The organism is Myxococcales bacterium (assembly GCA_016717005.1).
Classification (GTDB): domain Bacteria; phylum Myxococcota_A; class Polyangia; order Haliangiales; family Haliangiaceae; genus UBA2376.
Map to the genome: position 1 here is coordinate 33722 of JADJUF010000001.1, position 12818 is coordinate 46539.

General features: G+C 75.7%; 12 protein-coding genes. 8 read left to right on the forward strand and 4 right to left on the reverse strand.

Going from position 1 to position 12818, the window contains the following annotated elements; translation table 11 throughout:
* Positions 1-252 precede the first annotated feature (252 nt).
* From IPL61_00130 to IPL61_00145, 4 genes are all read left to right on the forward strand, one after another.
* Positions 253-1431 carry a c-type cytochrome gene (locus IPL61_00130; GenBank protein ID MBK9029746.1) on the forward strand — a complete coding sequence of 393 codons (1179 nt, stop codon included), beginning with the start codon at positions 253-255 and terminating at the stop codon, positions 1429-1431.
* A gap of 251 nt (positions 1432-1682) precedes the next feature.
* Positions 1683-2141 (forward strand): hypothetical protein, encoded by a 459-nt coding sequence (locus tag IPL61_00135; protein ID MBK9029747.1) that lies wholly within the window; start codon positions 1683-1685, stop codon positions 2139-2141.
* 11 nt (positions 2142-2152) lie between these two features.
* Positions 2153-3025 carry a ferritin-like domain-containing protein gene (locus tag IPL61_00140; GenBank protein ID MBK9029748.1) on the forward strand — a complete coding sequence of 291 codons (873 nt, stop codon included), beginning with the start codon at positions 2153-2155 and terminating at the stop codon, positions 3023-3025.
* Positions 3022-3636, forward strand: coding sequence for a hypothetical protein (locus IPL61_00145; GenBank protein ID MBK9029749.1), 615 nt, complete (start codon positions 3022-3024; stop codon positions 3634-3636). The genes IPL61_00140 and IPL61_00145 overlap by 4 nt, the downstream gene beginning before the upstream one ends.
* Here the strand turns inward: IPL61_00145 and IPL61_00150 are convergent.
* Together IPL61_00150 and IPL61_00155 are read right to left on the reverse strand one after the other, a co-directional pair.
* On the reverse strand, positions 3611-4387 hold the full coding sequence (locus IPL61_00150; protein ID MBK9029750.1) for a patatin-like phospholipase family protein: 777 nt from the start codon (positions 4385-4387) through the stop codon (positions 3611-3613). The two genes, IPL61_00145 and IPL61_00150, sit on opposite strands and share 26 nt — an antisense overlap.
* An 8-nt stretch (positions 4388-4395) precedes the next feature.
* Positions 4396-5025 carry a hypothetical protein gene (locus IPL61_00155; GenBank protein MBK9029751.1) on the reverse strand — a complete coding sequence of 210 codons (630 nt, stop codon included), beginning with the start codon at positions 5023-5025 and terminating at the stop codon, positions 4396-4398.
* A 580-nt stretch (positions 5026-5605) separates the two neighbouring features.
* On the opposite strand from IPL61_00155, the gene IPL61_00160 reads away from it, so the two are divergent.
* The 4 genes from IPL61_00160 to IPL61_00175 all read left to right on the forward strand — a co-directional run bounded on the left by IPL61_00160 (position 5606) and on the right by IPL61_00175 (position 10079).
* Complete coding sequence (locus IPL61_00160) at positions 5606-6175, forward strand: zinc ribbon domain-containing protein (GenBank protein MBK9029752.1); 570 nt, start codon at positions 5606-5608, stop codon at positions 6173-6175.
* A gap of 85 nt (positions 6176-6260) precedes the next feature.
* The gene (locus tag IPL61_00165) at positions 6261-7970 is read left to right on the forward strand and encodes a hypothetical protein (GenBank protein MBK9029753.1); all 1710 of its coding nucleotides are present in this window, start codon (positions 6261-6263) and stop codon (positions 7968-7970) included.
* 71 nt (positions 7971-8041) lie between these two features.
* On the forward strand, positions 8042-8464 hold the full coding sequence (locus IPL61_00170; GenBank protein ID MBK9029754.1) for an FHA domain-containing protein: 423 nt from the start codon (positions 8042-8044) through the stop codon (positions 8462-8464).
* Positions 8465-8543: 79 nt separating this feature from the next.
* Positions 8544-10079, forward strand: a complete 1536-nt coding sequence (locus tag IPL61_00175; GenBank protein MBK9029755.1) for a protein kinase — start codon at positions 8544-8546, stop codon at positions 10077-10079.
* Positions 10080-10092: 13 nt separating this feature from the next.
* Here the strand turns inward: IPL61_00175 and IPL61_00180 are convergent, their stop codons facing one another.
* Together IPL61_00180 and IPL61_00185 are read right to left on the reverse strand one after the other, a co-directional pair.
* On the reverse strand, positions 10093-11187 hold the full coding sequence (locus tag IPL61_00180; protein ID MBK9029756.1) for a serine/threonine-protein phosphatase: 1095 nt from the start codon (positions 11185-11187) through the stop codon (positions 10093-10095).
* 7 nt (positions 11188-11194) lie between these two features.
* Positions 11195-12727 carry an FHA domain-containing protein gene (locus tag IPL61_00185; GenBank protein MBK9029757.1) on the reverse strand — a complete coding sequence of 511 codons (1533 nt, stop codon included), beginning with the start codon at positions 12725-12727 and terminating at the stop codon, positions 11195-11197.
* Positions 12728-12818 lie beyond the last annotated feature (91 nt).

Here is a 12818-nt window from a genome sequence, read left to right on the forward strand (position 1 = left end):
CTCGCACGGATCCGGACCTCCGTGCGCCGCCGGCGGTTCGCCGGCCCGGCTGACGAGCGCGGTGAATTCCGCCGCGGGCGTGGCGTCTCATGATCGGACCGCGCCCGCGGCGCCTGCAGCGATCGCACGAGCGGCTGCGGATTCCGCAGACCCATGTGCCGACACCGCCATCCCGGCGACGCGCGATCGACGGCTTGCGCGCGCGCTGCGATCCGCGCCACATGGCCCCGGGCTTGCGATGGCGTCCGCACCATGCGAACCCCTCCTCTCGCGCTCTGTGTCCTGGTCCTCGGTGGTGCGTGCGTCGACGGCGAGCCGGCCGAGCCCGACGCCGCCGGCCCCGATCCCGTCGCCGCGGTGCTCGATCTGCCGGCGGTGACCGCGTCGTACCGCGACCCCCTGCCCGCGCACTTCGCGAGCCCGCTGGTCCGGATGATCGACAACACCCCGGCCGACAACCCGATCACCGACGACGGCGCCACGCTCGGCCGGGTGCTGTTCTACGATCGCGCGCTGTCGGCCAACGGCACGATCGCGTGCGCGAGCTGCCACCTGCAGGCGGCGGGGTTCGCCGATCCCGAGGCGTTGAGCCGCGGCTTCGACGGCGGCCACACCAGCCGCAACGCGATGAGCGTCTCCGACGCGCGCTTCTACGGCAACGGCCGGTTCTTCTGGGACGAGCGGGCCGCGACGCTCGAGGAGCAGGTGCTGATGCCGATCCAGAACCCGGTCGAGATGGGCCTGACGCTCGACGAGCTGGTGGCCCGGGTCGCGGCGGCGCCGTATTACCCGCCGCTGTTCGTGCGCGCGTTCGGCGACGGCGAGGTCACCAGCCCGCGGATCGCCCGGGCGCTGGCCCAGTTCGCGCGGGCGCTGGTGTCGTACCGGGCGCGCTACGACGTCGAGCTGGCCGCCGCCGGCGACGTGGCCCGGCCGTTCGCCGGGTACACCGCCGAGGAGAACCTCGGCAAGGACCTGTTCCTGGGCCGGGCCGGGTGCGCCACCTGCCACCTCGCCAGCCCGCCCGGCCCCGGCCCGCGCGCCAACCAGGCGGTGTTCTTCATCGACATCGCCACCAACAACGGTCTCGACGCCACCACCGACGTCGGCGACACCGGCAAGGGCGCGGTCACCGGCGTCGCGCGCGACCTGGGCGCGTTCAAGTCGCCGTCGCTGCGCAACGTCGCGCTGACCGCGCCGTACATGCACGACGGCCGGTTCACGTCGCTCGAGGAGGTGGTCGCGCACTACGACACCGGCGTGCAGCCGCACCCGAACCTCGATCCGCGCCTGCGCGTGCCCGGCACCGGCGCGCCACGCCGGCTCGGCCTGACCTCGGCCGAGCGCGCGGCGCTGATCGCGTTCCTGTTCACGCTGACCGACGACGCGCTCGTGACCGATCCGCGCTTCGCCGATCCGTTCCGGCGGTGACCGTCAGCGCCCGTCGAGCAGGACCGAGGACGCCTGCGGGGTGCTGGCCCACGCCCGGGACCGGGCGCGCCTCGGTCGACCTCACCGACGGCGCCACGCCCCGGACGCGGCGCTTCGGCCGTGACGACCGCCGCGGTCGCGGTCGCCGGTGCCGCGTGGGGTCTCGATCGGGGCCCGGGCGCACTCGGGACTGGCTGGCCCTGGCCGCGCCGTGGCACAACCGTGAGCCTGGAGGCTCGATGTCCGATCCGGTGCGAAAGTCGTTCGGCAGCGCGGTCAACGCGCGCATCTGGCGGACCGTCGTGGCGGCGGGCGCGATGCTCGGCGCGCCGGCGCTGATCGCGCCCGAGGCGGCGTTCGCCGACGTCGGCACTACCCGCGGCGCGACGATGGCCCCGACCGCGGCGGTGGGCGACGCGGCGGCGCGGGCCGGGACGCGGGTCGCGAAGCCGCAGCCCAAGCCGCCGGCGAAGCCCAGACCGCCGGCGGCCGGATCGGGAACGGGATCGGGATCGGGGACGGGCTCGGGCTCGGGCTCGGGCTCGGGCATCGGGGTCGGCTCGGGCTCGGGCCGTGGCTCGGGTGGCTCGGGCGTCGGCACCTTGATCGGCACCGTCAAGGTCCGGGGCACCGGGCCGGCGCCCTCGACCCAGCAGCGCCCGCGCACGCGGCGGCGCAAGAACATCGGCCGCGGCTTCATCCTGTCGTAGAGTCTCGACCGATGCAGACTGACGACGCGATCGCCGAGGTCGCCGACGACGTGTTCGAACCCGTCAGCGCGTGGTGGCTGTCGGGCACGCCGCTCGAGCCCGAGCACCACCGCTTGATGCGCCGGCGCCTGACGCCGATCCCGTGGGCCGCGACGACCGCAGCCGCGCTCGCGCCCGAGGAGCGCGCGCGCCTGGCCGAGACCTGGACCCGGCGCGCCGCCGCCGAGTACCTGGCGGTGTCGACGTTCGCGGTGCTGGCGATCGATCTGGTCGCGGCCGCGGCGCCCGCCGACGTGCTGTCCCTGTGCATGCGCGCCGGCATCGACGAGGTCCGCCACGCCGAGCTGTGCCTGCGCATGGTCGAGATCTACGCCGGCACGCACATCCTGCCGCCGCCGGGGATGTCGAGCCTGCCTGACGACCCCAAGCGGCCCAAGCTGCACCAGGCGCTGACCAACGCGATGCTGGTGTCGTGCGTGTCCGAGACCTACGCCACGACCGTGCTGTCGGCGACGCGCGACCAGACCACCGACCCGACCGCCGAGGCGGTGCTGACCTCGATCTACTCCGACGAGGTCATGCACGCGCGGCTGGGCTGGTCGTACCTGCGCTACGCGCTCGATCGCGGCGGCGCCGACGCGCGCGCGGCCGCGGCGCTGATGGTGCCGGTGGCCCTGCGCGGCAACGCCAACGTGGTCGAGCGCGAGCGCCCGGCCACGATCACCGAGGCGGTCCGCGGCCACGGCCTGATGACCCCGGCCGAGGAGCGGCAGGTGTTCTCCGCGTGCGTGCGCGAGGTGCTGGTGCCCGGCTTCACGGCGCTCGGCATCGACTGCGGCACCGCGGTCGACGACTACGGCCCGACCTGGGCGGAGGCCGCGTGAGGGCCGCGCTGATCGCGGCCGCGCTGGCGGTGGCCGGGTGCGGCGCCGGTGCGCGCAGCAACCCCACCGGCGCGCCGTGGCCGCGGGCGCCGCTGCCGGCGCCCTTGGCCGAGCGGGTGGTCTGGGACTTCGAGCACGCGACCCTGGCCGGCGTCGATCACTGGATCGAGCAGTTCGACTTCGTCGAGGTCGGCGCGTTCGAGATCCTGCTGCGCCGCTACGACCTGCTCGGGCGCCTGACCGATCTGACCGACGCCGAGAAGGCCGCGCTCGCCGCCGAGGACGGCACGCCCTACCCGCCCGAGCGCGAGCGCCGCAACGTCGGTCGGTTCTACAAGCTGCTGGCGCAGCGTACCGTCGGCACCGGCGGCTGCACCGCCGGGCCGCCGCGCTGGGGCTACAACCAGCGCATGGGCCAGCCGTTCGAGCCGCTGCCGCCGGGCCACGAGGCCTACGAGCCGCTGCGGGTCCGGATCAACGCGCAGCTCGAGGGCGGCGGCGTGATCGGCATCCGCTGCGCCGGCGGACGCGGCGGCCTGGCGCTGGTCTACAGCCCGCGGCGCAGCGCCCGCGGCTACGCCATCATCACGATCTACGACGACGGCGAGTAGCCGGCGGCGCGCTCGATCGCCGGCACCGCCGCCCGGGCTGCGGCCCGGCCCGCCGCGACCGCCGCGGCCATCGCCGCCGGCTCGAGCGTCCACGGGCGCACCGCCAGCGGCGCCGGTGGGTGCACGGTGATGACCCGCACCCCCGGCGGGGCCAAGGTCGCCGGCCGGATCCGCGGGCCGAACAGCCGCAGGCGCGCGGTGCCGTCGGCGGCCGGCACGATCGCGACGATCGTCGTCGCGCCCCGGCCGCCACCGCCGCCATCGGCAGGTTGTCGCGGGCGCCGCCGTCGACCACGACCGCGCCGTCGATGCGCACGATCCGGCCGTAGAGCACCGGGATGAAGCACGAGCCCAGCACCGCGCGGACGAAGTCGGGCTCGCGCCGGCTCGACAGCACCCGGACCTGGCCGTCGCGCAGGCGCGTGACCGTGCACAGCGCCTCGCCCGGCGCCGCGCGCAGATCGCCATCGCCGAGCGCCGCCGCCAGCGCGTCGCCGACGATCGCGCTCATCGCGAACGGCGAGCGGTTGCGCGCGAGCTGGCGCCACGCCACGATCGAGCGCCCCGCGACCGCGGTCCACAGCGCCGGCAGCTCGCGGCTGCGCCCGGCGGCGACGCCGGCGGCGATGATCGCGCCCGACGACGCGCCCGCCACCAGCCCCGGCGCGACGCCCGCCGCCGCCAGCTCGGCCGCGACCCCGGCCGCGAACGCGGCGCGGTTGGCGCAGCCCTCGAACACCAGCGCGAGCACCGCGCGCGCTACTTGAGCTTGAGCTTGGCGCGGAAGTTCACCAGCAGCGCGGCCTCGATCGCCTGGTAGTGCGTGCCCTGATCGTTGGCGACCACGCCCGGCCCGCTCTTGAAGAAGTACCCGCCCGACACCGGCACGACGAAGCCGAGCGAGAACAGCGGGCCCAGGTTCCAGCCGGCGCCGATCTTGGCCTCGACCACGAAGCCCTTGTCGGTGACCTCGCCGTTGTCGAGCGGCAGCACGACCTGCTGGCCGGTGCCGACGCCGAAGCCGAGCCCGAGGCCCGCCTCGAAGTAGCCGGCCGGGCGACCGTGGGCCTTGCCCGGCTTGGCGGCCGGCACGCCCAGATCGACGTCGACGTCCATGCCGGTCATGAACTGGGTCCAGGTGCCCGTGAGCCCGCCGTTGTTGAACTGGTGGTGCTGGACCCAGACGTCGATGAACAGCACCTCGACGCCGACGAGCCCGCCGTAGACACCACCGCGGGCGCCGGTCTGGAAGGCGTTGTCCTTCTGGTCGCCGGCGACGCCGACGCCGCCACCGCCGCCGCCGTGGGCCTCGAGCCGGAGGCTGAGCAGGTCGGCGTGGGCGGGTGCGGCGGCCAGGGCGAGCGCGACGAGAGGCAATAAGCGACGCATCTCCGCAGTGTAGCCCGGCGACGTGGTCGCCGTCGCGTGGGCGCGGTCACGCTCTCGGCTGGCGCACGGGGCGATCGACCTGGTCGCCGTCGCGTGGGCGCGGTCACGCGCACGGCTGGCGCACGGGGCGATCGACCTGGTCGCCGTCGCGTGGGCGCGGTCACGCGCTCGGCTGGCGCACGGGGCGATCGACCTGGTCGCCGTCGCGTGGGCGCGGTCACGCGCACGGCTGGCGCACGGGGCGATCGACCTGGTCGCCGGCGCGTGGGCGCGGTCACGCGCACGGCTGGCGCACGGGGCGATCGACCTGGTCGCCGGCGCGTGGGCGCGGTCACGCGCACGGCTGGCGCACGGGGCGATCGACCTGGTCGCCGGCGCGTGGGCGCGGTCACGCGCACGGCTGGCGCACGGGGCGATCGACGTGGTCGCCGTCGCGTGGGCGCGGTCACGCTCTCGGCTGGCGCACGGGGCGATCGACCTGGTCGCCGGCGCGTGGGCGCGGTCACGCGCTCGGCTGGCGCACCGGGCGATTGACCTGCCGCGGGCGAGGTTGCTACCGTCGTCGGTCGAGGATCTCGCGGTGCCACTACCCGCCGTCGCCCAGGGATCGATCGACCTCGCGTCGGTCCTGATCGGCGTTGCGCTGGTCGTGGTCGCGCTCGCGGTCGCCTGGGTGTTGCGCCGGCGGACGCCGCCGCCGTCGTTCGATGACGCGCCGCCGCTGCCGCTGCCGCTGCCGCCGCCGCGGTCGCCGGTGATCGCGGTCGTGCGCTCGGCGCGGCGGATCACCGGCGCCGGCCTCGAGGTCGTGACCTCGGGCATGGTGTGCCCGACCTGCCGGACCGAGTACCCGGGCATGCTGTACTGCCAGCGCGACGCGCGTCGGCTGGTCCCCGCCGAGGAGATGCTGACCGGCCGCCCCGCCGGGGGCATGTGCACGCGCTGCGGGCGCGCGTTCGAGCCGGGCATCCGCCGCTGTCCGCACGACGGCGCCGAGCTGGTGCCGCCCAGCGCGTACCACGCGACCCGGCGCCCCGAGCCGCCGCCGACCGGCGTGCTCGCCAAGGTGTGCCCGGTGTGCCGCCACCGCTACGATCTCACCGCGCGCTTCTGCGGCCGCGACGGCCACGATCTCGTGGTCGTGAACTGAATTTCGGGGCGGCCCGTCATCGCCGAGCCGGTGCGCGACCGATTGCGGCGCCGGGCCGCGGGCTTTCGGCTAAGGTGCGCGCGCCATGCCCGACCTGGTGATCGGCAGCCGCCGAGCCTCACCCCAGCGCGCCCTGCGCGCCACCGGCCTCCTCGGCGGACTGGTCGTGACGGCGTTCGTGGTGGCGTGGTTCATCTACCGGCGATCGGTCGCGTACGACGTCCCCAGCGGCGAGCCGACGACCGCGCCGATCGAGCTGGAGCAAGCGGCGGGCGCCGGCGTCCGGCTGCGCTGGGCCGACGCCAGCCTCGCCTTCCGCGGCAACCTGACGGTGCTCCGGGCGCACGGCGAGCCGTTCGCGATCGGCGCGGCCCAGGGCCGGCTGCTGGCCGCGCGGTTGCCCGCGATGGCGGCGGCGCTGGCGCCGTCGATCGACGCGCTGGCGGGCTCGGGCGGCTGGTTCGGCGGGCTCACCTCCGGCATGCGCAAGGACTGGCGGCTGCGCTTCGTCGACGACGGCGTCACCGAGCCGCACCGCCGGGCGCTGGCGGGGCTCACCCGCGGCGCGTCGCAGTCGGGCGTCCGCCTGAGCTACACCGAGGCGCTGCGCGACGCGGCGGTGCTCGACGTCGGCCTGCCCGCGCCGTGGACCGCGGAGGTCCAGACCCGCAACCTGACGCGGTCGCTGACCGTCGTCGCGCCCCAGCCCAACGCGGTCGAGCGGCTGTGGGTCGGCCGCAGCTTCGCGCTGCCCGGGGTCGGCGACGGCGGCGAGGCCGCGGCGACGCCGGTGGTCACGTTCGCCCACCCGACCGGGCGCCAGGCCTGGGCCGGGGTCGGCTGGCCCGGGCTGACCGGCGTCGTCACCGGCGTCAACGCCGCCGGCCTGGTCGTGATGGTGCACCCGACCCGGACCCGCGACGTGCGCTCGGCCCGCGGCGCGCTGCCGATCACGCTCCTGGCCCGCGACGTCCTCGAGGAGTGCGCCGACCTCGACGCGGCCATCAAGAAGATCGAGGCGACGCCGACGCTCGGCGCCGCCGCGTTCGTGCTGGTCGACGGCGCCCACGGCCACTGGGCCGTGGTCGATCGCAGCCCGACCCGGTTCGGCGTCCGCCGCGATCCCGTGGTGCGCGCGGTCGGCGACGTGCTCGGTTCGACCGCGTTCGCCGACGACCCCGAGAACGATCGCCAGCGCCGCACGTCGGCGTCGGTGACGCGGGTCGAGCGCGCCGACAAGCTGGCGCAGGTAGCGCTGGCCGACCCGGCCGCGGTCGCCGACCTGCTGCGCGATCGTCGCTCGCTCGCCGACGAGGGCCTGGCGCCGGGCCACCGCGGCGCGATCGACGACGTCGCCGCCGCCCACGTGGTCGTGATCGATCCCGCGTCGATGGCGATGTGGGTCGCCGACGGCGTCGGCGCCGGCGCCCGGATGCGCGGCTTCGACCTGCGCCACGAGCTCCGCGGCGAGGGCGATCGGCCGATCCCGCCCGCGGACCTGCCGGCCAGCGTCGACGCGAGCGACGGCCAGGCCGAGGCGGTGCGCGCCGGTCGTCGCGAGCTGCGGATCGCGCGCAAGGCCTGGCGCAGCGGCGCGCGCGCGCGCGCGGCCGAGGCCGTGGCCCGGGCCCGGGCCCTGGCGCCCAACCTGCCCGAGGCGGTGCTGCTGGCCGGCACGATCGCCGACGGTCGCGGCGATCGCGCGGGCGCGGTCGCCGCGTGGGCGCGCTGGTTCGAGCTCGGCGCCGACGACCCGGGCCTCGCCGCCACGCTCCGCGCCGCCGTGACGCCGTAGACCGCGCCGCCAGATTGTGGTGAAACGGTAGCCATGAGCGAGGGCGCGCCGCGCTGGTGATCGTCGACCACCTGTCGGGTTCCCGGCGTGGCCAGCGCCAGGAGCTCGCCGCCGCGGTGCGCGCGCGGTTCGGCCGCCACCCCGACTGCGAGGTCTCGTTCGACGCCCACCGCGACATCGACGCGTCGTCGCGCCACGCCGAGCTGCGGCCGGCGGAGCGGGCCTGGGTGCTGGTCGATCTCGGCAGCTCCAACGGCACCTTCGTCGACGGCCAGCGGGTGACCGAGCTGGCGGTCACGGCCGGCGCGCCGATCACCGTCGAGTTCGGCCCTGGCGGCCCGCGCGTGCGCCTGTTCGTCGGCGACGCCGACGCGGTCGCGGCGCTGCCGGCGCCGGTGCTGGCCGAGCCGCGACGGCCCCTGCCCCTGTGGCTCGCGGCCGCCGGCGCGCTGGTCGTGGCGCTGGCCGCGACCGCCTGGCTGGTCCTGCGGTGACGCGCCGCCGTCGGGGTCCCCGCCGAAAAGACGGCTGGCTCCGTGCGCGCGCCGACGAGTTGCGCGACAATCGAGCAGGATGAACTGTCCGTCGTGTCAGACGCCGCTTCCGCCCGGCGCGCGGTTCTGCGGCGTCTGTGGCCATCAGCTGCAGTCGGCCCCGGCGGCGGCCCCGCCCGCGCGGCCCGGGATGCCTCGGCCAGGGTCGCAGCCGGCGGCCCCAGGCGGCGCGCGCGGCAGCGAGCCGGTGCTCCGTCCGCCACCGGCCGCGCGGCCGCTCGGCCTGCGCAAGAAGCCCGAGGGCGATCCGTTCGTCGGCCAGGTGCTCAACAACCGCTTCAAGATCGAGTCGAAGCTCGGCGAGGGCGGGTTCGGCGCGGTCTATCGCGGCACCCAGGTCCAGACCGGCCGCAAGGTCGCGCTCAAGCTGCTCCACCCCGAGATGACCCGCGACGACAACCTGGTCGCGCGGTTCCGGCGCGAGGGGCTGGTGCTGTGCAACCTGCAGGACCCGCACACGATCACGACCTACGACTTCGACTCGACGCCCGACGGCACGCTCTACATCGCGATGGAGCTGCTCGAGGGCAAGAGCCTCCACGCGGTGTTCCACAGCGAGGCGCCGATCGAGTGGAAGCGCGTGCTCAAGATCCTCGCGCAGATGTGCAGCTCTCTCGGTGAGGCCCACCGCCAGGGCATCGTCCACCGCGATCTCAAGCCCGAGAACATCTACCTCGAGAACCGCGGCGGCGATCCCGAGTTCGTGAAGATCCTCGACTTCGGCATCGCCAAGGTGATGCGCGGGGACAACTCGGTCGATCCGCAGGCGCCGCAGCTGACGGCCACCGGGCAGACCCTGGGCACGCTCGAGTACATGTCGCCCGAGCAGCTCATGGGCAAGCAGCTCGACGGACGCTCCGACGTCTACGCGCTGGGCGTGCTCGGCTACGAGCTCCTGACCGGGCGCCTGCCGTTCCCCGACGCCAAGGGCCCCGCCGCGCTGATCACCGCGCAGCTCAAGCAGACGCCAAAGCCGCCGTCGACGGTGCAGGGCGCGATCCCGGCGGGGGTCGATCGCCTGATCGGCAAGATGCTCGAGAAGGACAAGAACCAGCGCTTCCCCGACGTCGGCGCGCTCGCCGCCGCCGCGCAGGAGTGCATCGCGACCGGGCACTGGGGCGAGCCGGCAGCGCCCGCGGCGCCGCCCGCCCCGTTGCCTGCCGTCGCGCAGCCCAAGCCGGCACCGTCCGATCTCCACGGTCAGCCGACCGCGCCGTCCCATCGGGCGATGCCCGGTCAGGGCCCGATGGGTCAGGGCCCGATGGGTCAGGGCCCGATGGGTCAGGGCCCGATGGGTCAGATGCCGCATCAGGGCCCGATGGGTCAGGGCCCGATGGGTCAGGGCCCGATGGGTCAGATGCCGCATCAGGGCCCGATGGGTCAGGGCCCGATGGGTCAGGGCCCGATGGGTCAGGGCCCGATGGGGCCGGCGCCGTATCCCTACCCGCCGACCGCGTCGGTGACGACGCCGCGCTCGCGGCGCACGATGTGGATGGTGATCGTCGCGGCGGTGATCGCGATCGGTGCGGGCGTCGGGCTCGCGCTCGCGCTGTAGCCACCAAGGCGGATCAGCCCGCGAGCCACCAGCCGAGCGCGCCGGCCGTGAGCGCCAGCGCGACCAGCACCGCCAGCCGCAACCAGCCGCGCGCCGCGGGCGTCGCGGGCGCCACCGGCGCGGGCCGTGGCCGTCGGGCGGGCACGACCACCGCATGGCGACCGGTCGCGGGGACCACCGGCGGGCCGGGGTCGTCGCCGATGCCGGCCCGCGCCGCCAGCCGGCGCACGACGTACGAGGTCGAGGTCAGCGCGCGCTCGCCCTCCTCGCGCGGGTCGAACTCGCGGAACCGCGGCGGCGGCGCGCCGTCCTCGGGCGCCGTCAGCGCGGCGTCGTCGATGTCGAGCAACACCGACGTGATGTTGTCGGCGCCGCCCGCGGCGCACGCGGCGTCGCACAGCATCCGCGCCACCTCGTCGGGCGGGCCGCGCCCGTCGACGATCGTCGTCAGCGTGGCGAGGCCGAGCTGGTTGTAGAGCCCGTCGGAGCACAGGAGCACCCGATCGCCGCGGCGCAGCGGCACCAGCGACAGCGACGGCTCGACGTCGGGGTTGACGCCGAGCGCCTGCAGGATCGTCGAGCCACCGGCGAGCGCCGCCTCGAGCGGATCGCGCCCGGCCCCGACCAGCGCCGACGTCAGCGTCTGATCGCGCGTGACCTGGGTCAGCACGCCGGCGCGGCCCAGGTAGACCCGGGAGTCGCCGACCTGCGCGCACACGAGGTGGCCACCCGCGACGCCGACCGCCGACAGGGTCGTGCCCATCCCGCGCAGGCTCGGCTCGCGCGCGGCCTCGTCGAAGACCCGCCGGTTGGCGACCCGCACCGCCCGGCGCAAGAGCCGCGCGAACACCTCCGGGTCGTCGGTGGCGTGGGCGCCGAAAAGCTCGCGCCAGGTGGTCCGGGTCGCCAGCTCCGACGCGACCTCGCCGCCCGCCGCGCCGCCCATGCCGTCGCACACGATCGCGCACAGCCCCCGCGGCCCGGCGCCGGTGATCACGCCGTCCCCGTCGAACAGGCGATCGTCGTCGAGATCGCCGATCGCGAACGAGTCCTCGTTGCGCTCGCGGATCCGCCCGCGGTCGGTGGCGCCCGAGCCGGTCAGCGCCACCGGCAGATCACCGCCGCAGCTCGATGCGGAACAGCTGATCGCCCAGGCGCAGGTGCTCGCCCGAGCGGAGCGTCGTGGGCGCGGTCAGGCGCACGAACGTCCCGTTCGAGCTGTTGAGATCGGTGACGACGGCGCGCTGCCCATCCCAGGTGAGCGTGCAGTGGCGCCGCGACAGGAACGCGTCGTCCCCGAACACCAGCTCGCCCTCCTCGCGCCCGACCACGACCTCGTCGTCGGACAGGTGCCGCACGTCGCGGATGCCGCCCGACGGCAAGAGCTGCGACAGCCGGCCCCAGGGCTCGCGCGGCGGCGAGCCGAACAGCGCGACGCCGTGCCGGACCAGCGGCGGCGGGGTCCGCTCCTCGGGATCGAGCCGCTCGAACCGCAGCAGCTCGCGGCCGATCAGCATGATCGCGCCGTGGGCGACCTCGGTCGGGCGATCGATCTTGCGGAACACGCCGTTGAGCGTGTCGACCGGCGTCACCTTGGCGCCGTCGCCGGCCGGCTCGAGCCGCGCGTGGTGACGCGCCAGGAACCGATCCTGCTCGATCGAGATGTCGGCGCCGGTGCGGCCGAACACGACGAAGTCACCGGCCAGCGGGTAGCGCTCGCCGTCGGAGCCATCGCGGTTGACCGAGATCGCGTGGCCCCAGGTCGCCGCCGCCGGCTGCGGCCCCGCCGGCTGGTGTGCACGCAGCCGCGCCACCTCGTCCGACGGCGCGGCCAGCGTCGAGCCCTGGGCGTCGACCGACGCGGCCGGCGGCGGCGTGGCGCCGGGCGCGCCGACCCGGAACCCGCACTGCTGACAGAACGCGAACCCAGGCTGCACCGGCGCGTTACAGCGCGGGCAGCTCGACGCCCCAGCGGCCATCGGCGGCGGCGCCCCGCCCATGCCTTGCGACGGCCCGCCCATGCCTTGCGACGGCCCGCCCATCGGGCCACCCATGCCCATGCCTGGCGACGGGCCACCCATCGGGCCACCCATGCCCATGCCTGGCGACGGCCCGCCCATCGGGCCGCCCATGCCCATGCCTGGCGCCGGGCCACCCATCGGGCCGCCCATGCCCATGCCTGGCGCCGGGCCACCCATCGGGCCGCCCATGCCCATGCCTGGCGCCGGGCCACCCATCGGGCCGCCCATGCCTTGCGGCATCGGACCGCCCATGCCTTGCGGCGGGCCCATCGGACCACCCATGCCGGGCGGCGGACCGCCCATGCCGGGCGGCGGACCGCCCATGCCGGGCGGAGATCCCATCTGTCCGCCCATGCCAGGCGGGCCCATGCCGGGCGGCGGCGCGCCGCCCATGTACGGCGTCGGCAGGATCCCGGGCGACGACGCGGCGAGCACCGTGCCGCAGTTGCGGCAGAACCGCATCGACGGCGGGTTCTCCGTGCGACACGCGGGGCAGCTCACGAGCAACCCCGGGGGGCCGGCGGGAGTCGAACCAGAATAGGGCGCCGGACCGACGAGCGACGTCCCACAGTTGAGACAGAAGCCGGACCCGGGCGGATTATCGTGACCACACTTCGAGCAACGCACCGAGGTCCAGAGCGTATCAAGAACTCACGCGCACAAGGGCCGTCGGGGTGGCGGAATGCGGGCCCCCCCCCGGGTTTACACGGGGCCGTGG

What these genes read in the sequence shown, in the direction of transcription:
- IPL61_00130 (MBK9029746.1), top strand. Translation starts at nt 253, where the DNA reads ATGCGAACCCCTCCTCTCGCGCTCTGTGTCCTGGTCCTCGGTGGTGCG.
- IPL61_00140 (MBK9029748.1), top strand. Translation starts at nt 2,153, where the DNA reads ATGCAGACTGACGACGCGATCGCCGAGGTCGCCGACGACGTGTTCGAA.
- IPL61_00155 (MBK9029751.1), bottom strand. Translation starts at nt 5,025, where the DNA reads ATGCGTCGCTTATTGCCTCTCGTCGCGCTCGCCCTGGCCGCCGCACCC.
- IPL61_00165 (MBK9029753.1), top strand. Translation starts at nt 6,261, where the DNA reads ATGCCCGACCTGGTGATCGGCAGCCGCCGAGCCTCACCCCAGCGCGCC.
- IPL61_00175 (MBK9029755.1), top strand. Translation starts at nt 8,544, where the DNA reads ATGAACTGTCCGTCGTGTCAGACGCCGCTTCCGCCCGGCGCGCGGTTC.